Here is a 22822-nt window from a genome sequence, read left to right on the forward strand (position 1 = left end):
GCCGGGGCGGGCGGGGCATGAGATTCTGTGGTGCATGACCGATGAGTCCACCCGAGCCCAGGCCGCCCCGGCCGACCAGTACGTCCTCACGCTCTCCTGCCCGGACAAAAAGGGCATCGTGCACGCCGTGTCGAGCTACCTGTTCATGACCGGCTGCAACATCGAGGACAGCCAGCAGTTCGGGGACCACGACACGGGCCTGTTCTTCATGCGCGTGCACTTCTCGGCCGACGCGCCGGTGACGGTCGACAAGCTGCGGGCCAGCTTCGCGGCGATCGGTGACTCCTTCCACATGGACTGGCAGATCAACCGGGCCGACGAGCGGATGCGCATCGTCCTCATGGTCAGCAAGTTCGGCCACTGCCTGAACGACCTGCTCTTCCGCGCCCGTATCGGCGCGCTCCCGGTGGACATCGTGGCCGTGGTCTCCAACCACACCGACTTCGCGGAGCTGGTGGACTCGTACCACATCCCCTTCCACCACATCCCGGTGACGAAGGAGACGAAGGCCGACGCCGAGGCCCGGCTGCTCGACCTCGTCCGCGAGGAGAACGTCGAACTGGTGGTGCTGGCCCGCTACATGCAGGTCCTCTCGGACGACCTGTGCAAGCAGCTGAGCGGCCGGATCATCAACATCCACCACTCGTTCCTGCCGAGCTTCAAGGGCGCGAAGCCGTACCACCAGGCGCACACGCGGGGCGTGAAGCTGATCGGTGCGACGGCGCACTACGTCACGGCGGACCTGGACGAGGGCCCGATCATCGAGCAGGAGGTCGAGCGGGTCGGCCACGACGTCACCCCGGACCAGCTGGTGGCGATCGGCCGCGACGTGGAGTGCCAGGCGCTGGCACGGGCGGTGAAGTGGCACGCGGAGCGCCGCATCCTGCTCAACGGCCGGCGGACGGTCGTTTTCGGCTGACGGTCGGGCGGCGGCCTTCGCCCAGGGGGGTGGGCGGTCCTGTCGCACGGCGACTGCGGGTGGTTCGTGGTTGCTCGCGCAGTTCCCCGCGCCCCTAAAAGCCAAAAGCGGGGCGCAGCCCCGTCTTTTCCAGGGGCGCGGGGAACTGCGCGAACGGCCCCCACGCACCCGCAGTCGCCGTACGACCGGAACCGCCCCGCCCCTTGGGCGAGCGTCCCTACATCCGGCTCAGGCTCGCGGCAGCGAACAGCACGTCCCTGATCGCCGCCCGATCCCCCAGCTGGCCCGCGGCCGCCTCCTCCGGCGGCACATGGCCCGCGGCCAACCGGCAGAACTCCACGTCGTCCAGCGCCACGTGCGCCACCTCGAACTCCGACGAGCCCACCGCCCCCGGCGAGTCCAGCGGGATCAGCCACTCGCCGCCGCCGCTGCCCTCGATCTCCAGCCGCAGGCTCCGGCCGGGCCGTCCCGCAGGGACCAGGTGGGGGGTCTGGCCGGGCGACGCCAGCCCCGCCCGCCGGCGCTCGGCCAGCGCAGCGGGCAGCATCCGGGCCGCGAGGTCGATCATCCGGTGCAGGTGCCTCGGGGCCGGCGGCCCGTAGGGATAGTCCACCGCCTCCGCGATGTCCTCCGCGTGCACCCAGCACTCGAAGGCGCGGTCCAGCATCGCGTCGTGCAACGGCAGTTCGAAGTCGCCGTACGACACCCCGAGGCGCCCGGCGCCGCCCCCGGTGAAGGAGACGGTCTGCACGAGCCGGTGGCTCTGCTCCCGCCAGGGCACCCGCACCGCACGCGTCGGCGGGAAGTGCGAGGCCTGCCAGAAGGCCTCGGTGCGGGCGGCCGGGCCCTGTGCCGGGGCCTCCCCCAGCGGGTCCTCCAGGCCCAGTGCCATCGCCACCAGCCCGTCGACGGACAGCAGATGCGCGATGACGCCGGCGACCGTCGTACGGCGGGTCGCCGCCGCCTCGCCGTCGAACCAGCGCAGCCGCACCGGCGTGTGCCACTCCGCGTCGCCGATGTCCTGGAGCAGGGCGTCCAGGCGGGCGCTCTCCGCGTCGTAGGGCGCCGCCCAGGCGGGGATCGGGATCCTGGCCGGCCGGCGGTCCAGGCAGGCATCCAGGACCCGGGTGCGCAGGCCGGGATCGAGGTCCAGGCTCTCCGGCTGGTGCAGCAGGCCGACCGCCTCGCGCAGCCGCCGTGCCTCGTCCGCACAGGCCCCGCACTCCCCGAGGTGGGCCTCGACGGTGAGGGCCTCGGCCGTCGAGCACGCGGCCAGCGCCCACGCCCCGAGCAGCGACTTCAGGACGTCGTGCGACAACTCCAGGGGTACGGGCGGCAGGTCGGCCGGCTCGGGCAGCGGCTGCCCGCCGTCCTCGACGGAGGCCCGGGGCAGCGGTATGCGCGGCGACCGGCCGAAGTCGGCGCCGCCGTCGCGCGGCACGTCGCCGTCCCCGGAGCCGGCGCCGTCGTGCGCCTCGGAGAACTCGGCGCCGGTCACGCCCCACCTCCGTATCCGGGCGGCGTCCCGGCGTCGTGCGCGGTGGACAGCAGTTGCAGGCCCAGGCGCAGCCGGCGGCGGGCCTCGTCCTCGGTGACGCCGAGGTCCACCGCGGTCTGCCGGTAGTCGCGGCGCTGGAAGTAGGCGAGGTCCAGGGCGGCGCGCAGCGGGGCCGGCATGGAGTGCACGATGTAGTCCGCGCGGGCGGCGACGGACGCCCGCCGTACCTTGTGCTCCAGCTCCTCCGCGGCTTCCGGGGAGGAACTGTCCCCGGGGGCGAGCGCGGCGGTCTCGGTGGCCCTGAGGCGCTGCACGGCGAGCCGGTGGGCCAGCGCGGCGAGCCACGAGCGCAACGGCCCCTGCCGGGGGTCGTAGGCGTCGGGGTGCTCCCAGACCTGGGCGAAGACCTCGCGGGTTATGGCGTCGGCGGCCCGCTCGTCCCCGAGGACGCGATGGGCGAGCCCGTGCACGAGCGAGGCGAAGCGGTCGTACAGCTCACCGAGGGCGGCCGCCTCGCCGCGGGCGAGCCGCTGCTGCATCTTGCGGTCCCAGCGGGGCGGTACGTCCTTCCTCGCCATGCGGCCCCCTCCCCGTGTCCGTGTCCAGCGTGTCTCCACCGTCTCCTCGAATGTAGTCGGCACGTCCGGCAACGCACGCCCCTTTATGGCAATGCACGCCCCTTGACGGACCGCGGGTGGTAGGAGGCGCTCCCGGTGCTTCTCCGCGTGTTTCTCGGTTCTCCCGTTCGTCTCCGGCCGAACCTTCTGTTTCTGATCGAACAGGATCGGTGGTGACCGAAACAAGACCCTCTCCGATCGATGCTCGTTTGTCATCCGGGGTTTCGGGGAACGGCCGCTGGGCAGCCGCGCGACAAGAAGCGTAGGAACTGGCTCCGTTTCCGGGCGGTTCCGGAGATCCGGCGAGCGGAGGGCTGAGCCGTGGCTTTCAAGGTGACCGGCGTCGAACAGGGCGAGTGGGCGGTGCTCGGGGTGTCGGGCGAACTGGACCTGGTGACCTCGCCGGTGCTGCGCCAGCGGGTGCACGACGTGGTCGCCGAGGGCCATCACAGCCTGGTCCTCGACCTCTCCGACGTCTTCTTCTGCGACTCCAGCGGGGTCGGCGTCCTCATCGCGGCCCGCCGCCTGATCCGCTCCTGCCGGGGCCGGCTGCGGCTGATACTGCCCGCCCAGGGCGCGAGTGACGGTTCTCACGTCAACCGGGTCCTCGGCGCCCTCGGCGTACGCCGGCTGTTCGACGTGTACGCCGACATCGACAGCGCGACCGCCGACGAGGAGGACCCGCTGTCCGCGTAGCCGGGGTTTCCGGGGTGGCCGGGGCAGCCGGGCTCGGCGAGCCCATAGCCGACGATCACGACAGTGCCACGTTGTTGTCGCGGAATTCCCCCGGTCTTGGCACAACCGTCGTTTTCCCGCTCTCCGGCCGCCGCCGCGTCGTACGCTCCCAGCGAGATGAACCCCCACGTCACGTAAGGCGGCCCGAACAGACATGGTCAGCACCGAGTACGAGCGACGGATCGCCGCCCGGTTCGCAACCTTCGACCAGGACGGCAACGGCTGGATCGACCGCGAGGACTTCAACGCGGCAACCAAGGCGCTGCTCGCCGAGTTCGGCGTCCCCGCGCGCTCCGACAAGGGCCAGGCCCTGTACGCCGGTGCGGAGGCCTTCTGGCAGGGCATGGCCGGCATGGCGGACCGGGACGGCGACCAGCGCATCACCCGCCAGGAGTTCGTGAGCGGCGCGGTCAAGCGGCTGCACGACAACCCCGAGCGGTTCGGCGAGATCGCCCGCCCCTTCCTGCACGCGTCCCTCGCCCTCGCGGACACCGGGGGCACGGGCACGGCGACCGTCGCCGACACCGTGCGCGTGCTGCGCGTCCTCGGGGTCGCCCCCGAACTCGCGCAGGCGGTCGCGGCGCGCCTGGACACCGACGGCGACGGCAAGGTCGCGGAGGCCGAGATCGTCCCGGCGTTCGCCCGCTACTTCACGATCCCGGAGTAGGACGCTCCGAAGCGGGAGTCCCCGGTGCGGGAGTCCCCGAGAACCGCTCGCGCAGCTTGTACTTGAGCACCTTGCGCAGCGTCTCGTTGCGCGGAAGCGCGTCCACCACCTCCAGCCGCTCCGGCAGCTTGTGCACCGACAGCCCTTCCGCGCGCAGGTACGACACCGCCTCCGGGAGCGTCAACACGGCGGTCCCCGGAGGCTGTTCGACCACCGCGCACACCAGTTCACCGCGCTCCGCGTCCGGCAGCCCGACCACCGCCGCGTCGGCCACCGCCGGATGCGCGGCGAGCAGATCCTCGATCTCCTTCGCCGAGATGTTCTCGCCCTTGCGGATGATCACGTCCTTGAGCCGTCCGGTGAGGACCAGATGGCCGGTTCCGGTCACCCGGCCCAGGTCGCCGGTGCGCAGGAAGCCCTCCTCGTCGAAGGCCGCGGCGGACTGCGCCGGATCCAGGTACCCCTGGCACACCGCCTCCCCGCGCAAGCGCACCTCGCCGCCCTCCGCGATCCGTATCTCCATCCCCTCCGGCGGCCGCCCCTCGGTCGTCGCCAGGTTCTCCACCGTGTCGTCCGGCGCTCCCATCGTGATCATCGGCACCTCGGTCATGCCGTACCCGTGCGTCAGCTGCACCCCCATCTCGCGCACCACCGCGTGGTACACCTCCGGCGGCTTGGGCGCCCCGCCGCCGGCCAGCAGCCGCAGCGAGGGGATGACCGGCGCCCCGGGCTGCTTGCGCTGCTCGGCCAGGAACATCGAGTAGAACGCCGTCGAACCGCCCGCCACCGTCACCCCGTGCCTGCGGTACTCCGGCAGCGCGTCCGGCAGCGCGAACTGCTCGAACATCACCGCCGGGAAGCCGTACAGCAGCAGCATCACCGTGTAGTCGGGGCCGGCGATGTGCGCGTACGGGAACGCCATCGAGCCCACGTCGTCCGCCGTGAGCCGCAGCGCGTGCGCGAGACACGAACCGCCCGCGATGAGCGACCGGTCCGTATGCAGAACGCCCTTGGGGTCCGAGGTGGTTCCCGAGGTCCAGTAGATCCACCGGACGGAGGTGCCCTCGGCGGGCGGGGCGGGCAGCACGGCCGGATCGCCGTCGGGCAGCCCGTCACCGTCGTACGCCTCGAAGATCCCCTTCGCGCCCAGCCGACGCGCCATCTCCGCGTGGTCGAAGCCGCGCCACACGCCCGGTACGGCGAAGAACTCGGCCCTGGACTCGCGCAGTGCGAAGCCGACCTCGCGGTCCCGGTAGAAGGGGATGACGGGCGACTGGACGGCGCCCAGCCTGGCCAGCGCGAAGGACAGGACGGCCGTTTCGATCCGGGTCGGCAGCTGCCAGGCGACCACCGTGCCGGGGCGTACGCCCATGCCGTACAGCCCGGCCGCGACGCGTTCGGCACGCGCGTGCAGCCCGCCGAAGGTCAGGGCGCGGTCGCCCTGGAGGAACACCGGGCGGTCGGGGGTGAGTTCGGCGCGCCGGGCGACCAGGTCCCAGAGCGTGCGGGAGGCGCTCAGTTCGTGTGCGGTGGCGTTCATGGAGTCCCCCTGCCCAGCGGAACCGCGGAACTGACGAGTCGTCAGATCGTAGGTCCTGGCGCCTTGTCGGTCCAGGGGTGCGGGGCTAGCCTGCGAGACCTGACGAACCATCAGCTACGTGGGGGTGTCTGCCGGTGGACCTGTCGTACACGCCCGAGGAGGAGGACTTCCGGGCGCGGCTGCGGGAGTGGCTCGCCAAGGTGCTGCCCGGCCTCCCGCCGAAGCCGAAGCCCGAGGACTGGCCGGGCCGCCGAGCCTACGACCTCGGCTGGCAGCGCACGCTGTACGACGCCGGGTACGCCGACGTCCACTGGGACGCGTCTCCCACCATGCGGCTGATCTTCCTCGAGGAGACCGAGAAGGCCGGCGCGCCCTATGTGGGCGCCAACTTCGTCGGCCTGCTGCACGCGGGCCCCACCATCGCCGCCGAGGGCACCGAAGCGCAGCGGGCCCGCTGGCTGGCGCCGATCCTGCGCGGCGACGAGGTGTGGTGCCAGGGCTTCAGCGAACCGGACGCCGGCTCCGACCTGGCCGCGCTGCGCACGCGCGCGTGGCGCGACGGCGACGACTACGTGGTGACCGGCTCCAAGATCTGGACCTCGCACGCGGAGGTCGCCGAATGGTGCGAGCTGCTGGTGCGGACGGACCCGGAGGCGCCCAGGCACCGGGGCATCACCTGGCTGGCCATGCCCATGGACGCCCCGGGCATCACCGTACGGCCGCTGCGCACGCTCGCCGGGTCCTACGAGTTCGCCGAGGTGTTCCTTGACGAGGTGCGGGTGCCGGTGGCCAACCGGGTCGGCGCCGAGAACGACGGCTGGCGCGTCACCATGGTGACCCTCTCCTTCGAACGCGGTACCGCCTTCGTCGGCGAGGTCGTCGCCTGCCGCCGGGTGCTCGGCGACCTCGCGCGCGTGGCGTGCGAGAACGGCAGTTGGGACGACCCGGAACTGCGCCGCCGCCTCGGCCGCCTGAACGCCGAGTTCCGGGCGCTGTGGCGGCTCACCCAGTGGAACGTCAGCGAGGCGGAGGGCAGGGGCGTGCCCGGGGTCGGGGGCTCGGTCTTCAAACTGCGGTACTCGCACGCGCGGCAGGAGCTGTACGACGCGGCGGCCGCCGTGCTCGGCCCGGACGCCCTCGACCTCGACCGGCCGTGGGTCCTCGACCGGCTCTCCTCGCTCTCGTACACCATCGCGGCCGGGACCTCGCAGATCCAGCGGAACATCGTGGCCGAGCGGATCCTCGGGCTGCCGAAGGGGCGGTGAGCGGACGTGCGCTTTCGACTGACCCGTGACCAGGAGGCGTTGCGGGCGGGCATGCGGGAGCTGCTGGGGCGCCGGTTCGACGGCGCGGTGCTGCGGGCGGCCGCCGGTGCGCCGTGCCGGCTCGACCGGGGTCTGTGGCGGGAGCTGGGAGCCGCCGGGTTCTTCGCGCTGCGGCTGCCCGAGGCCGAGGGCGGCGTCGGACTCGGCCTGCCCGAAGCCGTGTTGGTGTTCGAGGAGGCGGGGCGGGCACTGCTGCCCGGCCCGCTGGTGGCCACCCACCTCGCGGCGGCCGACGTGCCCGGCGCGGCCACCGGGGAGGCCGTGGTGGCCCGTGTGGACGGCGGCCTGGTGGAGTGGCTGGCCGAGGCCGACGAGGTGACGGGGGACGCGTCGGGGGCCGTACCGGTGCGCTCGGTGGACCCGTTGACGCCCCTGCACCGCGTCCCGGGACCGGTCTCCGGGCCGCCCGACCCGGTCGCCGTGCTCCTCACCGCCGCCGAGCAGCTCGGCACGGCCACGCGCGCGTGCGAGCTGGCCGTGCAACACGCACGCACGCGCGTGCAGTTCGGGCAGCCGATCGGAGCGTTCCAGGCGGTCAAGCATCTGTGCGCCGACATGCTGGTGCGCGCCGAGACCGCGCGGGCGGCCGTCTACGCGGCCGCCGTGACCTCCGCCCCCGCTGACATCGCGGCGGCCCGGTTGCTCGCCGAGGAGGCCGCCGTGCGCGGCGCCCGGGACTGCCTCCAGGTGCACGGCGGGATGGGCTTCACCTGGGAGTCGGAGGTACATCTGCACCTGAAACGGACATGGGTGCGGGCGCAGCGTGGTGGTGTGAACACGGAGAGTGAGGAGATGCTCGCCGCAGAGTTGCTCGGCTGAGCGTTCGAAACGGCGCTGGCCTGCGGAATCATGGGTTCAAGTGGTCGCGATGTCGCGGATTGTGGCATACCGGAATCACGGAGCGTTGATACCGGGTTGTGTCCAACGCGTGACTCGTCACGGCCTGGAGTCGGCTGTCCCCTCCGGTACCTTCTGTGGGATGCGAGTGGTTCCGAGGACGAGCCATGCTGGCGGAGCCGTCGAAGCGGCCCCGCCACTCATGGTGCGCACCGCCGCTCGCAGGGCGGTAAGGGCTTGCGCCCCCGCTTGTTCGACTCCCCGCCGCGAGCGTCGCACAGTATGCCGGAGGCGTACTCCTTCGCGCTGGAATATGCCCGAAGCGCTTGTTGGGGTGACTGTACGTCAACCATGCTGTCTCGTAAGGGAATCACGTTCCGTGACCCTTGCTCTGGCCGTTGTTCTGGCCATGCAGAAAATGGCTACGATCGTGGCCCTCGTCGTCCTTTTCGTCGCGGCCCTCGTCGTGGCGTTGGCTCGGCGCGGGTTCATGTGTCCGCCGGTTCGGATGGTGTGAGCGGTGCAGGTGCTTCAAGTGCAGCTGGAGATCCGGCCCGACCCCACGGAGGTGGGGCGGGCCAGAAGGTGGGCCCGCTCGCGCCTCGCCGGGGCCGGTATAGCGGCGGACGAGCCGCTGGCCGAGACGGTGATCCTGCTCGTCTCCGAGCTGGTCACCAACGCCGTGGTGCACACCGGCTGTCCGGCCGTGCTGCGGCTCTCGCTGCCGGGCGCGGACCGCAGGGGCGCCGACGAGTCGGTCACCGTACGGCTGGAGGTCGCCGACGCCAGCGACCGCGCGCCCGTGCCGCGGTGCGCCGACGGCGACGCGACCGGCGGCCGCGGCCTCGCCCTCGTCGACGGGCTCGCCGACCGCTGGGGCTGGAGCCCCGAAGGCGCCGGCAAGCGCATCTGGTGCGAACTCGACCGGTGTTCGCAGCCCCGGCAGGGCGCGGCGGTCGCGTACGGGGGCGGGCTGGCCTCGTACGAAGGGCTGGCCTTCGAGGCGGTGTGATCCCGGTGCGCGGCCATGCGCCGGGGGTTGCATCCGTGCGCGCCCATGGTGAACCGGGGCATAAGTCGTAAAACCCCGCGCGGGTGTTGACGCCTTGTGACCGTTTGCTCACGCTTGAGGTCTGCGATTCGCCGCGAGGGGACGGCGAGGGTCTGGGTGACGGACGTCCTCGTCGAGCGTGGGTCGAGTCGGACGGCGGCGCGCGGGACCGGGCTCGGGGCGGGCCAGTGCGCGTGGTCGTCCGGATGCAGGGGGAATGGGGGAGGGCCGGTGTCACGCCGCCTCGGGCGTGACACCGGCTTTCGACAGGCGGTGCTCACAGGACGGCCACGGGAGCGACTGGAGTGCCCGTCGCCCCGACGAACGGCTCGGGCATCGCCGACAGCAGGAACGCGTACCGGCCGGTTTCTCCACAGGCTGTGGACAACTCTTCGAGATTCCAGTTCTGGCCCTGCAGCATCCCCATCTCGACCAGGTCCAGGGCGTGCACGGGCAGCCACAGGTCCTCGATCTCGGGCGGGAAGATCTCGAACGTGAGGGTGTCGTTGGCGACCGCGGCCACGTCGCGCGCGTGGAACCACTCCGGGGTGTGCACCGAAAGACCCGGCGACGGATAGCCGTACCCGTGCTTGTCCCCGGCGAGGTACACCTGCACCTGCCCGGTCCGAACGAGGACGATGTCACCGCTGCGGACGCTCGTCCCGGCGAACTCCTCGGCCGCGTCCAGGTCTTCCGGGGTGACCGCGTGCCCGCCCGCCAGCCGGTCCACGCCACGCGCGCGTGCCACGTCCAGCAGCACCCCGCGCGAGACGATGTGCCGCGCCTTGTCGATCCCGCCGAACTCGGCACCGCCGTGCGCGGTGACGGTGCGCGCCGGGCGGCCGTTGTAGAGCCTCCCCGAGTGCGAGACATGGGTGAGCGCGTCCCAGTGGGTGCCGGCCTGCAGCCCCATGGTCACGGCGTCGTCGCTGCACGCCACGGTCCCCGGGCCGAAGAGCTCCTGGTTGATCTGCACCATGGTGTGCAGGGGGTTGACCCGCCCCGGGATCATCCCGGTCTGCACGCCGTCCTCCCGGAGCGGGAGGGCGAGCGGGACGCGGCGCCCGGTCCGGACCGTCGCCGCCGCCTCCCGCACCACCTCGTCGGTGACCAGGTTCAGTGTGCCGATCTCGTCGTCGGCGCCCCAGCGCCCCCAGTTGTTGACGCGCTTGGCGATGTCATGGAACGCGGGATGAAGCGCCGGCAGTGACATCTGGGTCCTCCCCAGGCCTTGTGTCCGCACATCTGACGGGTCATAAAATCTAACGGTCCGTCAGAAACCGCGGGAAGGGGCCGGGCGTGGGGAACTTCTTGGCAGGCAAGGTCGTCGCCGTGACGGGTGCGGGGCGCGGTATCGGACGGGCGGTGGCGCTGGCGGCGGCGGCCGAGGGGGCGAAGGTCGTCGTCAACGACTACGGCGTCGCGGTCGACGGCGGATCGCCCACGAGCGAGGTCGCCGAGGCCGTCGTCAAGGAGATCGAGGCGGCGGGCGGGGATGCGGTCGCGGTCGCCGACGACATCTCCACGATGGCGGGCGGGCAGCGCGTTGTGGACGTGGCCCTGTCGTCGTACGGCCGGCTCGACGGGGTCGTGTGCGTGGCGGGGATCCTGCGCGAGCGGATGCTGTTCAACATGGCCGAGGAGGAGTGGGACCCGGTGGTCGCCACCCACCTCAAGGGCACGTTCACGGTGTTCCGCGCGGCGTCCGCGGTGATGCGCAAGCAGCGCGCCGGCACGCTCATCGGCTTCACCAGCGGCAACCACCAGGGCTCGGTCTCGCAGGCCAACTACAGCGCGGCCAAGGGAGGGATCATCTCGCTGGTGCGGAGCGCCGCGCTGGGCCTCCACAAGTACGGGGTGACCGCGAACGCGGTGGCGCCGGTGGCCCGGACCCGGATGTCGGCGGGCGTGCCGACGGAACTGACGGAGATCGGCGAGCCGGAGGACGTGGCCGCGTTCGTGGTCTACCTGCTGTCCGACGCGGCGCGGGACGCCGGGGTCACCGGACAGGTCTACACGGTGGCCGGACCGAAGATCGCGGTGTGGGCCCAGCCGAGGGAGTTGCGGGCCGCGTACGCCGAAGGGGGCGCCTGGACGCCGCAGCGGATCGCGGAGGCGCTGCCGGGGGGCGTGGGGACGGATCCGATGCCGATGCTGGCGCGGCTGGCGGCGATGGAGGCCGCCGCGCGAGAAGGAAACCGGCCGAACGCGTAAGGGGGGTGGGCCGCGTGTGCTCTGACGCCTGCGGAGGGGTGAGGGCCGGGCGCCTGCCCGCCGTGGCGGGTTGCGGCCGGTGGGTGACTGCGGCGTCGTTGTGGTTGTTCGCGCAGTTCCCCGCGCCCCTGGGGGGTTGTGGCTGCCGGGATTCAGAAGTTCGGTTTCCTGTCTCGCGCCTTTCGTCTCGTACCTTCCGCCTTCCGCCTTCCGTCGCCCCGCAGCCCTTTGCTGCGTGTCGCTCGGTTCGGCAGGTGGTTGCCTCGGGAGGCTCACTCGCTGCTGCTCTCCCCGTCCACTCCCCTGTCGGCCCCTCTTTTCTCTCCGCCGCGACGGTGATCAGCCACCGCGGTGGTCATCGGCGGTTTTCGCACGGTCCTGATCCGACGTATCTCTGGAGGTCACCGTGGATTTCGGCGCAGCGCCGGAGGACGAGGTGTTTCGCACCGAAGTCCGGGCCTGGCTCGGTGCGCACGTCAAGAGCGATGTGGACCGGCGCAGTTGGGAGCGCACGCTCGGGGCCGCCGGGTGGATCGGGATCGGGTGGGCGGAGGGCGGGTACGGGAACCGGACCGCCACGCTCACCCAGCAGGTCGCCTGGGCCGAGGAGTACGCCCGGTCGGCGGCGCCGCCGCGGTCCGGGCACATCGGGGAGAACCTGCTCGCCCCGACACTCATCGCGCACGGCAGCAGCGAGCAGAAGACGCGCTTTCTGCCGGCCGTCGCCGCCGGGGAAGAGCTGTGGTGCCAGGGGTACAGCGAGCCCGGCGCGGGGTCCGATCTGGCCGGCGTACGGACCGTGGCCGTACGGGAGGCGGACGGGTATCGCGTCTCCGGGCAGAAGATCTGGACGTCGCTCGCCCACGAGGCCGACTGGTGTTTCGTGCTGGCGCGGACCGAGGCGGGCTCGCGGCGGCATCACGGGCTGAGCTTCCTGCTGGTGCCGATGGACCAGCCGGGCCGCATCGAGGTCCGCCCCATCCGGCAGATGACCGGCACCAGCGACTTCAACGAGGTCTTCTTCGACGGGGCGCACGCGCGCGCGGAGCACGTCGTCGGCGGCGAGGGCAACGGCTGGCGCGTCGCGATGAGCCTGCTCGGGTTCGAGCGCGGGGTGTCCACGCTCGCCCAGCAGATCGGGTTCGCCGAGGAGTTGGGGCGGGTGGTGCGGGACGCCGTGCAGAGCGGGGCCGTCGACGATCCCGTCGTACGGGAGCGGCTGGTGCGGCAGTGGGCCGAGTTGCGGGTGATGCGGTGGAACTCCCTGCGGACGCTCGGGAATTCGGCCGTGGAGCCCGGCGCGCCCAGTGTGGCCAAGCTGCTGTGGGGCGGCTGGCACCAGCGGCTCGGTGAGCTCGCCGTGCTGGTGCGGGGCACGGCCGCGAGCGTCGGCCCGGCCGGCTGGTCGGCCGCCGCGCCGTACGAACTGGACGCCGCCCAGCACCTGTTCCTCTTCTCCCGGGCCGACACCATCTACGGCGGCTCGGACCAGGTGCAGCGCACGATCATCGCCGAGCGGGTGCTCGGTCTGCCGAGGGAACCGAAGGGGGTCGAGTCGTGATGCGCGGAGTCGTGTTCGACGGGAAACAGGTGCAGGTCGTCGACGACCTGGACGTACGGGAGCCGGGGCCGGGGGAGGTGCTGGTCGCGGTGTCGGCGGCCGGGTTGTGTCACAGCGATCTGTCTGTGGTGGATGGGACCATACCTTTCCCCGTTCCCGTGGTGCTCGGGCATGAGGGTGCGGGTGTGGTGGAGGCGGTCGGTGTGGGCGTCAGCCATGTGGCGCCGGGGGACCATGTCGCGCTGTCCACACTCGCCAACTGCGGTGCCTGCGCCGACTGCGACCGGGGCCGGCCCACCATGTGCCGCAAGGCCATAGGGCGCCCGCAGAAGCCGTTCCTGCGCGGCGGGCAGGCCGTGTACCAGTTCGCGTGCAACTCGGCCTTCGCGGAACGCACGGTCGTCAAGGCCGTGCAGGCGGTACGGATCCCGAAGGACATCCCCCTGACATCGGCCGCCCTCATCGGCTGCGGGGTGCTGACCGGTGTGGGCGCCGTACTGAACCGAGCCCGCGTCGACCGCGGTGACACGGTGCTGGTCATCGGCACCGGCGGAATCGGTCTCAACGTCATCCAGGGTGCGCGGATCGCGGGCGCGCTGCGGATCGTGGCCGTGGACGCCAACCCGGCCAAGGAGGAGGCGGCCCGGCAGTTCGGCGCGACGGACTTCCTGACCTCGACGGAGGGCGTGAAGGACCTGCTGCCGACCGGGGTGGACCACGCCTTCGAGTGCGTCGGCCGGGTCGAGCTGGTCCGGCAGGCCGTCGACCTCCTCGACCGGCACGGCCAGGCCGTCCTCCTCGGCATGCCCGCCCCCACCGCCGAGGCGTCCTTCGCCGTCGCCTCCATGTTCCTCGACAAGTCCATCCTGGGGTGTAGGTACGGCTCCTCGCGGCCGCAGCACGACATCGCGCTCTACGCCGAGCTGTACCGCCAAGGGAGCCTGCTGCTCGACGAGTTGGTGACCGAGACGTACCCGGTGGAGGACTTCGAGAAGGCCCGCGCCGACGCGGAGGCGGGGCGGGTGGCGCGGGGGGTGCTCACGTTCTGAGGAGCGTCGGGCGGGTTGTCCACAGCGGTGGGAAACCTCGAAGGCGATCGGCCCCCGACTCGAGTGGCCGGCGCCGCTGACGCGGTCAACCCTCGACCGCCAGGCGCACACCCAGGCCGATCAGAATCCCACCGGTGGCTACGTCGAGTCGGCGGCGAGCGGCGCGGCGTCGGCGCAGCCAGGTGCCGATGCGTCCCGCGAGCACGCCGACGAGGCCGTCCACCAGGAACTCCAGGGCGAGGAAGACGGCGCCGAGGATCGCGAACTGCAGCCACACCCTGCCCAGGGCAGGGTCGATGAACTGTGGCAGGAAGGCGATGGTGAAGGTGACCATCTTCGGGTTCAGCAGGTTGGTCAGCAGGCCGCGGAGATACGCGCGGTGGCCTGTGAGCCCGGCCGCTGTCTCCGCCGGCTCCTCGCCTCGATGACGGATGGCCTGAACACCGAGGTAGATGAGATAGGCGGCGCCGACGATCCGTACGGCGGCGAAGGCGACCGGCACCGCCGCGAAAAACGCGGCCAGCCCGGCGGCGGCGACGGTGATATGGACGGCCTCGCTGGTCGCCACTCCGGCCGTGGCGAGCAGTCCCGCGCGCGGGCCGCCGCGCATTCCGCAGCCCAGGATGAACAGCATGTCCGGCCCCGGGCTGATCATCGCGATCGTCGTCGTCACCAGGAACAACGTGAACAGGTGCGCGTGTATCGGCATGCGGCAGGAGCCTGCCACAGCCCGAGCCGTCCGAGCACCGTCTTTTGACCCGTCACACGCTGCTGCCGTGACCACATCACCAACGCGCCTTCCGCAGTCAGGGGTTCCTCAGGGGCGATATCAGGGGCAGTCCGGAGGTGGCGCTGCCGCATGCGGCCCTAACGTGCGTGTGGCGGACGAGCAATGCCCCCACGGAGAAGGCGAGAGAGTGTTCCGGAACAAGGCTTTCGAAGCGTCGCGATCACCCGGTCGGGCAGGGGTCTCGGACTTGTCCGCCGTCGGCGCGGCGAGCGTTCGCGAGGTCGTCCTCCTGTCCGGTCTGCACAAGACGTACGGCAGCAGCGATCAGCGCATCACTGCCCTGGCCGGGGTCAGCCTGTCGTTCCTCACCGGCACGTTCACCGCGATCATGGGTCCGTCGGGTTCGGGCAAGTCGACGCTGCTGCAATGCACGGCAGGTCTCGACCGGGTCGACGCGGGCCAGGTCCTGCTCGACGGGGTGCCGCTGCACAGGCTCTCCGAGCGCGCGCTGACCGAACTGCGCCGCGAGCAGATGGGATTCGTCTTCCAGTCCTTCAACCTGATTCCGGCGCTGACCGCCCGGCAGAACGTGGAACTGCCGCTGCGGCTGGCCGGGCGCGAGATCGACCCGGCGGCCATCGACCGGAGCCTTGCCGATGTGGGCCTTGCCGAGCGCGGCGGGCACCGGCCCGCCGAACTCTCCGGCGGCCAGCAGCAGCGGGTCGCCATCGCCCGTGCCCTGGTGACCAGACCCAAGGTGATCTTTGCGGACGAGCCGACCGGCGCACTGGACTCACGCACCGCGCGTGACGTCCTGGCGCTGCTGCGCGGTGTGGTGGAGCAGCACGGGCAGACGGTGGTCATGGTGACGCACGACCCGGTGGCCGCCTCGTACGCGCAGCGCGTGGTCTTCCTCGCCGACGGCCAGGTGACCGGTGAGCTGGCCGAGCCGACGGCCGAGTCCGTTGCCCTGCGGATGGCCCAGCTGGAGCCGGGCGGAAGCGGGACGAAGCCGTGCTGAAGATCGCCGCAGCCACTCTGCGCCACCGTCTGACGGGCTTCGTGGGCGCCTTCGTCGCCCTCGCGCTCGGTACGACGATGATCGGCATGATGACGCTGACCCTCGCGGCGACCTTCGGGACGCCGCACCCGGGGCCGCAGCGGTTCAAGGACGCCTCGGCCGTGGTGGTGCCACGGGGCTTCGAGGGCGACCCCATGAAGGCGCCCGCGGTCCTCCCCGCGGACCTCGTCGCGAAGGTGACCGCGGCGGGGCACGCGACGCCCGACCGCAGCTTCCCCGCACGGCTCGCCACCGGCCCCTCGGACACCACCGGCCACCCCTGGTCGTCCGCCCACTACGCGTGCTACCGCCTGATGGCCGGGCGCGCGCCCGGCGCCGCGGGCGAGATCGTGGTGAGCGGTGGCTCCAAGGAGCTGATCGGCCGTCGGACCGAAGTGGCGACGCGTGACGGCGTGCGCCGCTACCGGGTGGTGGGCGTCACCGGCGCACTCTGGTTCGAGCACGCGGTCTTCTTCAGCGACGCGGAGGCGGCGCGGCTGTCCCCGGGCGTCAACGCCCTCGTCACCGACCAGGACGCGGGCAGGCTCTCCTCGCTCGCGGGCGGCAGGGCCGTAATCCTCACCGGCGACGACCTGACCCGGACCGACCCCGACGACACCGGCGGGTCCGCGGAGTTGGCCAACGCCCAGGCCATGGCGGGCAGCACGACCGGACTTGCCGTGTGCGTCGCGGTGTTCGTCGTCGTCGCCACCTTCGCCTTCGCCACCGAGCAGCGCCGCCGGGAACTGGCGCTGCTGCGGCTGGTGGGCGCCGCGCCTCGGCAGGTGCGGCGCATGGTGCTCGGTGAGGCCCTGCTGATCGGCCTGGCCGCGGCGGTCACCGGATGCCTGCTCGCCCCGTTCGGGACCGTACCGCTGCGCTCCTGGATGCTCGGCCACGATGTGGCGCCGTCGTGGTTCACCATCCCTTTCGACGTCGTGCCGCTGCTGATCTCCTTCGTCATCGGCGTGGCCGCGGCGCTGGCCGGCTCGGCGGCGACCCTGCTGCGCGTGTCGCTGATCCGGCCTGTCGAGGTGCTGCGCGAGAGCGCGGTGGAACGCCGCGGCATGACCCCGATCCGCTGGCTGCTGGGGATCGGCATGCTGGCGGGCGCGGTCGTCGCGGGCATCGAGATCGCCCGGACCACGCCGTACCTCGCGGCCACCGTACGCAAGTACGAGGCGGTCCCGGTTCTCTACGTCGGTGCGGTCACCCTGCTCTCCCCGATCCTGCTGCGTCCGGTCACCCGGCTGCTGATCGGTCCGCTGCACCGCTCGGCCAAGGCCGGCCCGCTGCTGGTGCGCGAGAACATCCTCACCTCGCGGCGCCGCACGGCCGCCACCGTGGCGCCGATCGTGGTGGCCGTCGGCCTCGTCGGCACGCTGCTGACCATGCAGAAGTCAGGCGACGCCGCGGTGCTCGCCCGGCAGCGGCAGGAGGTCCACGCGGCGGCCGTGGTGGTGCCCGGCGGCGATCCGGGGATCGACGCGAGGACACTGGCCCGGCTCCGGGCCGTGCCCGGCATCCGGGTCACCCCGGTGTCCGCCATGAACGTCCGGATCGGTACGGCTCTCGGCGAGCAGATCGACTCGCTGAGCACGAACGCGGTGCCCACGAAAGCGATGGGTGACACCGTCCGGCCGCCCGTGCTCTCCGGCTCCCTCGCCTCGCTGCCCGAGAACTTCCTGGTCATCGACCAGCACGCGGCCGAATCCGACGACCTGTCGGTGGGGCAGCACGTGGTCGCCCTGCTGCCGACCGGCCGGCGGGTCCCGACCGTCATCGCCGCCGTCGTCGCGCGCGGTCTGCACGGGGACGACACATACATATCCTCCTCGCCGGCCGACGGACTGGTGACGAGCCAGGTCTACGTCGACTCCGCGGCGGGCACCGGGAGGGAACTCGACGCACAGCAGCGGGTCGCGGTGAACCGGGCGTTGGCGGGTTCCGGCGCCCACGTCACGACGTACGACGCCTACCTCGGTGCCCAGAGTTCGCATGCCGCGCGGCAGACGGACAACGCCGCGGTGGTGATCCTGGGGATCGCACTGACCTACGCGCTGATCGCGGTCGCCAACACGCTGATCATGGCGATGGCGGGGCGTCGGCGGGAATTCGCGCTGCTCGGGCTCGTCGGCACCGCGCGCGGACAGATCGTGAAGGTCACCGCGGCCGAGTCCGCCGTGGCGGTGGTCGTCGGCACCTTGCTCGCCGCCGTGGCGACCGTGCTCGCCGCGGTCACCCAGCACGCCTCGCTCAGCAAGCTCGTGACCGGTGCGCCGACGGTGATCCCTTGGGCCCAGATCTGGGGGACCGTCGCGCTCTGCGCCCTCGTCGCCCTGGCCACCGCGTCGGCCGCGACCCTGAGCGCGACCCGCCGGCGTGCCATCGAGGCCGCAGGCATCCGCGAATAGGACGCGGCGAGGCGGGATGCGGCTGCGTCCCGAGCGGGCCCGTGCGCAGCTGACCACAGGACTCGCGGTCGGGGCCGCCGGTTACGCGGCGACCGGCTCCCTCGCCGGGGCACTGCTGCGGGTGACAGCGCCGTCCCCAGCCGTCCTGGCCGGGACCGGGGTGCCCCTGGCACTCAGCGCCCTCGGCTGGTGGGGCGGGGTACGACGCACGGGGAGATCAACGCGGGACGCCGATCCCGTCGCCGGCTCGGGTCCCGTCGCCGGTCCGAGCCCCGTCGGTGCCGGCCCGGAAGGTGCGGCGATAGGCGGTCGGGGTGACGCCGAGGGCTGACTGCAGGTGCTGGCGCATCGACTGGGCCGTGCCGAAGCCGGCGTTCCGGGCCACCTGGTCGACGGAGAGGTCGGTGGACTCCAGGAGGTGGCGGGCGCGTTCGACGCGCTGCTGGGTGAGCCACTGGCCGGGGCTGATGCCGGTCTCCTCGCGGAAGCGGCGCGTGAAGGTCCGTACCGACATGGCCTCCTGCTCGGCCATGTCCCGCAGCTGGACGGGCTCGTGGAGGCGGCCCAGGGCCCAGGCACGGGCGGCGGTGGTCGTGGCCACCTGGGGGTCGGGGACCGGGCGGTGGATGTACTGGGCCTGGCCGCCGTCCCGGTGCGGGGGTACGACGGTGCGGCGGGCCACCTCGTTGGCGACGGCCGTGCCGTGGTCGCGGCGGACCATGTGCAGGCACAGGTCGATGCCGGCGGCCACCCCCGCGGACGTGAGGATGTCGCCGTCGTCGATGAAGAGGACGTCCGCGTCCACCTCGATCTGTGGGAACAGCCGCTGGAGGTGGTCGGCCTCGGCCCAGTGGGTGGTCGCCGGGCGGCCGTCCAGGTAGCCGGCGGCGGCGAGGACGTAGACACCCGTGCAGATGGAGGCGAGCCGGGTGCCGGGGCGGATGTGGGCGAGGGCGGCGGCCAGTTCGGGGGTGAGGACACCCTCCTCGAAGACCGGGCCCAGCTCGTACGACGCCGGGATGATCACGGTGTCGGCGGTGGCCAGGGTCTCGGGGCCGTTGGGCACGTGGACCGCGAAGTCGGCGTCGGTCTCGACCGGCCCGGGCGGGCGGACCGAGCAGGTCACGACCTCGTAGAGATGGCGGCCCCGGGCGTCCTTGGGGCGGCCGAAGATGCGGTGCGGGATGCCCAGCTCGAAGGGGAGCAGGCCGTCGAGGGCGAGGACGACGACGCGGTGCGGACGGAAGCCGGGGTCACTGCTCATGGCCCGATCCTAGCGAATGCTGTCCTTCGGGCCGCTCGATGGGGCGAGGCCGGTGGCCGGATATTTATGGCGTGACCCAGACAAGCGAAGCCGCAGCCGCCCTCACCGAGGACTTGAAGCCGACCCGCTCGCCGCGCATCCACCGTGCCTGGTTCGTCGCCGCCGTCACCTTCGTCACGATCATCGGCGCGGCCGCCTTCCGCTCCCTGCCCGGCCTGCTCATCGACCCCCTGCACGCGGAGTTCGGCTGGTCGCGCGGCACGATCGGCGCGGCCGTCTCCGTCAACCTCGCGCTGTACGGGCTCACCGCGCCCTTCGCGGCCGCGCTGATGGACCGCTTCGGCATACGCCGGGTGGTGGCCGTCGCCCTGACCGTCATCGCGCTCGGCTCGGGCCTGACCGTGTGGATGACGGCGGCCTGGCAGCTGATGCTCTGCTGGGGCCTGCTGGTCGGCCTCGGGTCCGGCTCGATGGCGCTCGCCTTCGCCGCCACGGTCACCAACCGCTGGTTCACCACCCGGCGCGGCCTGGTCAGCGGCATCCTCACCGCCGCCTCCGCCTCGGGCCAGCTGATCTTCCTGCCGCTGCTGTCCTGGATGGTCGAGACGTACGACTGGCGCCCGGCCGCCGTCACCGTCGCCCTCGCCGCCCTCGCGGTCGTCCCCTTCGTGTGGCTGCTGCTGCGCGACCACCCGGCCGACGTGGGCCAGAAGCCCTACGGCGCGACCGAGTTCGTACCGAAGCCGGCACCGGTCACCGGGGCGGCACGCAGGACCCTCGGCGTGCTGTTCTCCGCCGTCCGCACCGGGCCCTTCTGGCTGCTCGCCGGCACCTTCGCGATCTGCGGGGCCTCCACCAACGGCCTGGTCCAGACCCACTTCGTGCCCGCCGCCCACGACCACGGCCTGCCGGTCACGACGGCGGCCTCGCTGCTCGCGGTCATCGGCGTGTTCGACGTCGTCGGCACGATCGCCTCCGGCTGGTTCACCGACCGCTTCGAACCGCGCCGCCTGCTCGCCGTCTACTACGCCCTGCGCGGCATCTCCCTGCTGTTCCTGCCGATGCTCCTTGGCCCGTCGGTCCACCCCTCGATGATCTTCTTCATCATCTTCTACGGCCTCGACTGGGTCGCCACCGTCCCGCCCACCCTGGCCCTGTGCCGGGAGCGGTACGGCGACGACAGCGCCATCGTCTTCGGCTGGGTCCTCGCCTCCCACCAGATCGGCGCGGCCCTCGTCGCCTACCTCGGCGGCGTCGCCCGCGACGCCTTCGGCACCTACGACATGGTCTGGTACGCCTCCGGCACCCTGTGCGCGGCCGCGGCCCTGATGGCCCTGCTGATCCGGCGGCGGCCGGTGCCCGCGGTGCCCGCCCTGGCCGTCTAGCCGGCCGGCCACGGCGAACCGCTCGTCGTACGAGAACGCCTCGGTCCCGGCCCGCCCCACGGGCAGCCCCTAGAGCCGGCCGGCCTCGGCGAGGGCGAGCAGGTCGTTCGCGGCCTCCTGGGAGCGGAGGCGCAGGGCGGCCGGGTCGGGGATCGGTCCGCCGAGCAGGGCGGTGTCCACGATCTCCGCCTGGAGGAGGGCGGAGAAGACGTGCGCGGCCCGGGTGGGGTCGCCGACCTTGCCGCGCAGCTCCGCCGGCCAGTGGGACAGGTGCCGGGTGAACAGGGCGATGCGGTCTCCGAGGATCTCCTGCTGGTAGCGGCGGCCGAGCTCCGGGAAGCGCTGCGCGTCCCGGGCTACCACTCTGAACAGCGCCAGCTGCTGCTCGGACAGGATGTGCCGGAGCAGCTCGCAGCCCGCTTCCGTCAGGCCCTCCTGGGGCGGCAGGGCCAGCCACTGCGGGTCCGCGGTCTGCGCGGAGGTGTCGCAGGCCTCCTGGATGACGGCGACGAAGAGATCGTCCTTGCTGTCGAAGTGCCGGTACAGGGTGGTGATGGACACGCCCGCGCTCGCGGCGATGCGGTTGACCGAGCTGCCGCCGTAGCCCTCGTCGAGGAAGGCCGCGAGGGCCGCGTTGATGATCGCCTCGCGTTTGCGTGCCATCAGGCGCGCCTTGGGGTCGTTCTCGGCCCAGGTCCGCACGGTTCCTCCTCCGGTCTCGCGTCGGCTTGACACAGCATACGACAGCGATGACTATCGTGAACATACGAAAGTGATTGCTTTCGTATGAGGCGAGGAGAGAAAGATGTCAAATACAGGTACCCCGCGAGCGCTGGTCCTCGGGGCCACCGGCCGGATCGGATCGGCGGTCGTGGCCGCGCTGGAGGCGACGCCCGGGCAAGTGGTCGCGGTGCGCGCTTCACGCAGCGAGGCGACCGTCGAGCAGTGGATCAAGGAGGGGAAGGAAGCGGTCCGTATCGATCTCGACGACCCCGACACCTTCCCCGGCGCGCTGGCGGGCATCGACCGGGTGTTCCTGATGACCGGCTACACCTCGGCGATGAACCACCAGACCAAGACCCTGGTGGACGCCGCCGAGGACGCCGGCGTCGGTTTCCTGGTGCACCTGGGCGTGTTCAGCGACAAACGCTCCACCGACCCGCACTTCGCCTGGCACGAACTGGTGGAGCGCTACATCGCCGGCTCCAGGCTGGCCTGGGCGAACGTGCATCCGCACGTGTTCATGGAGAACCTGCTGGGCATCAACCGGCTGCGCGACGGTGCGATGGTGTGGCCGATGGGCGACAAGCAGGTCGGCTGGATCGCCGGCGACGACATCGCGGCGGTGGTGGCCAAGGTCCTGGCCGAGGGCCCCGAGACGCATGCGGGCAAGGACTACTACCTGTCCGCCGATCTCCTCAACGGCGCCGAGGTGGCCGAAGTCCTCACCGCCGCTCTCGGGCGGGAGATCCCCGCGCTGGTCCTGACCCCGGACGAGCTGCAGCGCATGATCGATGCCGGGCTGGACACCGTGCCCCCCGGCATGGACGCCGCGTACGCGGCCAGCACGCTGATCTGGGCGCGACAGACCTACGAGGGCCGTTTCGACTACTCCGCGGTCACCACCGGCACGGTACGGGACCTGCTCGGCCGAGAGCCCGTCCATCTCGGCTCATGGGCCACCGCACACCGTCAGGAACTGCTCGACCAGCTCTCCTGACAGGGCTGTCCCGACGGGCACCCCTAGGCCCTGTCGTTTGGATCAGGTCGGCTATGAGGTGCGGCGCCTTTCGACAGACCCGAGCGGGGCTTGGTGCGTGCAGCTGCAAGGCGGAGGAGGGAGTCGACGCGGTGGGGGCACCTCCCGGCCGAAGGCTGGGGGACGTCGGCGAGTGACGACAACGCCGCAGATGTGCGTGCCAAGCCCGGCGACGCCGGGATGATCCAAACGACAGG

General features: G+C 72.0%; 21 protein-coding genes. 14 read left to right on the top strand and 7 right to left on the bottom strand.

Going from position 1 to position 22822, the window contains the following annotated elements:
* The first annotated feature begins 34 nt into the window (after positions 1–34).
* Complete coding sequence (gene purU / locus KVT45_RS11860) at positions 35–919, top strand: formyltetrahydrofolate deformylase (RefSeq protein WP_217546661.1); 885 nt, start codon at positions 35–37, stop codon at positions 917–919.
* 217 nt (positions 920–1136) lie between these two features.
* Here purU and KVT45_RS11865 read toward each other — a convergent pair whose 3' ends face one another.
* Both KVT45_RS11865 and KVT45_RS11870 read right to left on the bottom strand, forming a co-directional pair.
* Positions 1137–2360, bottom strand: a complete 1224-nt coding sequence (locus tag KVT45_RS11865) for a maleylpyruvate isomerase N-terminal domain-containing protein (RefSeq protein ID WP_308310711.1) — start codon at positions 2358–2360, stop codon at positions 1137–1139.
* A gap of 53 nt (positions 2361–2413) precedes the next feature.
* The gene (locus KVT45_RS11870) at positions 2414–2995 is read right to left on the bottom strand and encodes an RNA polymerase sigma factor (RefSeq protein WP_217546663.1); all 582 of its coding nucleotides are present in this window, start codon (positions 2993–2995) and stop codon (positions 2414–2416) included.
* 360 nt (positions 2996–3355) lie between these two features.
* Here KVT45_RS11870 and KVT45_RS11875 point away from each other — a divergent pair, with 360 nt between their 5' ends.
* Both KVT45_RS11875 and KVT45_RS11880 read left to right on the top strand, forming a co-directional pair.
* Entirely contained in the window at positions 3356–3730 is a 375-nt protein-coding gene (locus KVT45_RS11875; protein ID WP_089101928.1) for an STAS domain-containing protein, read from the top strand.
* Positions 3731–3923: 193 nt separating this feature from the next.
* The gene (locus KVT45_RS11880) at positions 3924–4436 is read left to right on the top strand and encodes an EF-hand domain-containing protein (RefSeq protein ID WP_217546664.1); all 513 of its coding nucleotides are present in this window, start codon (positions 3924–3926) and stop codon (positions 4434–4436) included.
* Here the strand turns inward: KVT45_RS11880 and KVT45_RS11885 are convergent.
* On the bottom strand, positions 4420–5976 hold the full coding sequence (locus tag KVT45_RS11885; RefSeq protein WP_217546666.1) for a class I adenylate-forming enzyme family protein: 1557 nt from the start codon (positions 5974–5976) through the stop codon (positions 4420–4422). The two genes, KVT45_RS11880 and KVT45_RS11885, sit on opposite strands and share 17 nt — an antisense overlap.
* 134 nt (positions 5977–6110) lie before the next feature.
* Here KVT45_RS11885 and KVT45_RS11890 point away from each other — a divergent pair, with 134 nt between their 5' ends.
* The 4 genes from KVT45_RS11890 to KVT45_RS11905 all read left to right on the top strand — a co-directional run bounded on the left by KVT45_RS11890 (position 6111) and on the right by KVT45_RS11905 (position 9150).
* Positions 6111–7241, top strand: a complete 1131-nt coding sequence (locus KVT45_RS11890) for an acyl-CoA dehydrogenase family protein (protein WP_217546668.1) — start codon at positions 6111–6113, stop codon at positions 7239–7241.
* A 6-nt stretch (positions 7242–7247) separates the two neighbouring features.
* Positions 7248–8120 (top strand): acyl-CoA dehydrogenase family protein, encoded by an 873-nt coding sequence (locus tag KVT45_RS11895; RefSeq protein ID WP_217546670.1) that lies wholly within the window; start codon positions 7248–7250, stop codon positions 8118–8120.
* A 397-nt stretch (positions 8121–8517) separates the two neighbouring features.
* Positions 8518–8655, top strand: coding sequence for a hypothetical protein (locus KVT45_RS11900; protein WP_167449946.1), 138 nt, complete (start codon positions 8518–8520; stop codon positions 8653–8655).
* Positions 8656–8673: 18 nt separating this feature from the next.
* Positions 8674–9150: an ATP-binding protein gene (locus tag KVT45_RS11905; protein WP_217546854.1), complete on the top strand. Its 477-nt coding sequence runs from the start codon at positions 8674–8676 to the stop codon at positions 9148–9150.
* 316 nt (positions 9151–9466) lie between these two features.
* Here the strand turns inward: KVT45_RS11905 and KVT45_RS11910 are convergent, their stop codons facing one another.
* Complete coding sequence (locus KVT45_RS11910) at positions 9467–10402, bottom strand: cyclase family protein (RefSeq protein WP_217546671.1); 936 nt, start codon at positions 10400–10402, stop codon at positions 9467–9469.
* An 86-nt stretch (positions 10403–10488) separates the two neighbouring features.
* Here KVT45_RS11910 and KVT45_RS11915 point away from each other — a divergent pair, with 86 nt between their 5' ends.
* The 3 genes from KVT45_RS11915 to KVT45_RS11925 all read left to right on the top strand — a co-directional run bounded on the left by KVT45_RS11915 (position 10489) and on the right by KVT45_RS11925 (position 14013).
* Positions 10489–11403, top strand: a complete 915-nt coding sequence (locus KVT45_RS11915) for an SDR family NAD(P)-dependent oxidoreductase (protein WP_217546673.1) — start codon at positions 10489–10491, stop codon at positions 11401–11403.
* Between the two features lie 406 nt (positions 11404–11809).
* A complete protein-coding gene (locus tag KVT45_RS11920; protein ID WP_217546674.1) occupies positions 11810–12964 on the top strand; it encodes an acyl-CoA dehydrogenase family protein in 1155 nt (384 codons plus the stop codon).
* Complete coding sequence (locus KVT45_RS11925) at positions 12964–14013, top strand: Zn-dependent alcohol dehydrogenase (RefSeq protein ID WP_217546676.1); 1050 nt, start codon at positions 12964–12966, stop codon at positions 14011–14013. Before KVT45_RS11920 ends, KVT45_RS11925 begins: the two co-directional genes overlap by 1 nt.
* Before the next feature lie 85 nt (positions 14014–14098).
* On the opposite strand, the gene KVT45_RS11930 is transcribed toward KVT45_RS11925, so the two are convergent.
* Positions 14099–14722: a LysE family translocator gene (locus KVT45_RS11930; RefSeq protein WP_254646605.1), complete on the bottom strand. Its 624-nt coding sequence runs from the start codon at positions 14720–14722 to the stop codon at positions 14099–14101.
* Between the two features lie 268 nt (positions 14723–14990).
* Here KVT45_RS11930 and KVT45_RS11935 point away from each other — a divergent pair, with 268 nt between their 5' ends.
* Both KVT45_RS11935 and KVT45_RS11940 read left to right on the top strand, forming a co-directional pair.
* Positions 14991–15764, top strand: coding sequence for an ABC transporter ATP-binding protein (locus KVT45_RS11935; protein ID WP_254646606.1), 774 nt, complete (start codon positions 14991–14993; stop codon positions 15762–15764).
* Positions 15758–18217, top strand: coding sequence for an FtsX-like permease family protein (locus KVT45_RS11940; RefSeq protein ID WP_217546677.1), 2460 nt, complete (start codon positions 15758–15760; stop codon positions 18215–18217). The genes KVT45_RS11935 and KVT45_RS11940 overlap by 7 nt, the downstream gene beginning before the upstream one ends.
* Positions 18218–18434: 217 nt before the next feature.
* Here KVT45_RS11940 and KVT45_RS11945 read toward each other — a convergent pair whose 3' ends face one another.
* Positions 18435–19481, bottom strand: a complete 1047-nt coding sequence (locus tag KVT45_RS11945) for a GlxA family transcriptional regulator (RefSeq protein WP_217546679.1) — start codon at positions 19479–19481, stop codon at positions 18435–18437.
* Between the two features lie 71 nt (positions 19482–19552).
* Between KVT45_RS11945 and KVT45_RS11950 the strand changes: the two genes are divergently transcribed.
* Positions 19553–20866: an MFS transporter gene (locus KVT45_RS11950; protein WP_217546681.1), complete on the top strand. Its 1314-nt coding sequence runs from the start codon at positions 19553–19555 to the stop codon at positions 20864–20866.
* A 69-nt stretch (positions 20867–20935) separates the two neighbouring features.
* Here the strand turns inward: KVT45_RS11950 and KVT45_RS11955 are convergent, their stop codons facing one another.
* Positions 20936–21568, bottom strand: a complete 633-nt coding sequence (locus KVT45_RS11955; RefSeq protein WP_217546683.1) for a TetR/AcrR family transcriptional regulator — start codon at positions 21566–21568, stop codon at positions 20936–20938.
* A gap of 103 nt (positions 21569–21671) precedes the next feature.
* Here KVT45_RS11955 and KVT45_RS11960 point away from each other — a divergent pair, with 103 nt between their 5' ends.
* Positions 21672–22586 carry an NmrA family NAD(P)-binding protein gene (locus KVT45_RS11960; protein WP_217546684.1) on the top strand — a complete coding sequence of 305 codons (915 nt, stop codon included), beginning with the start codon at positions 21672–21674 and terminating at the stop codon, positions 22584–22586.
* Positions 22587–22822 lie beyond the last annotated feature (236 nt).

Origin of the sequence: Streptomyces sp. GbtcB6, assembly GCF_019091475.1 — a bacterium.
GTDB classification, from domain to species: Bacteria; Actinomycetota; Actinomycetes; order Streptomycetales; family Streptomycetaceae; genus Streptomyces; species Streptomyces hyaluromycini.

Bases quoted from the DNA above. Each gene is read 5' to 3' on its own strand.
- KVT45_RS11880 (WP_217546664.1), top strand. From the start codon at position 3,924: ATGGTCAGCACCGAGTACGAGCGACGGATCGCCGCCCGGTTCGCAACC.
- KVT45_RS11960 (WP_217546684.1), top strand. From the start codon at position 21,672: ATGTCAAATACAGGTACCCCGCGAGCGCTGGTCCTCGGGGCCACCGGC.
- KVT45_RS11930 (WP_254646605.1), bottom strand. From the start codon at position 14,722: ATGCCGATACACGCGCACCTGTTCACGTTGTTCCTGGTGACGACGACG.
- KVT45_RS11870 (WP_217546663.1), bottom strand. From the start codon at position 2,995: ATGGCGAGGAAGGACGTACCGCCCCGCTGGGACCGCAAGATGCAGCAG.
- KVT45_RS11925 (WP_217546676.1), top strand. From the start codon at position 12,964: ATGCGCGGAGTCGTGTTCGACGGGAAACAGGTGCAGGTCGTCGACGAC.
- KVT45_RS11885 (WP_217546666.1), bottom strand. From the start codon at position 5,976: ATGAACGCCACCGCACACGAACTGAGCGCCTCCCGCACGCTCTGGGAC.
- purU (WP_217546661.1), top strand. From the start codon at position 35: ATGACCGATGAGTCCACCCGAGCCCAGGCCGCCCCGGCCGACCAGTAC.
- KVT45_RS11910 (WP_217546671.1), bottom strand. From the start codon at position 10,402: ATGTCACTGCCGGCGCTTCATCCCGCGTTCCATGACATCGCCAAGCGC.
- KVT45_RS11945 (WP_217546679.1), bottom strand. From the start codon at position 19,481: ATGAGCAGTGACCCCGGCTTCCGTCCGCACCGCGTCGTCGTCCTCGCC.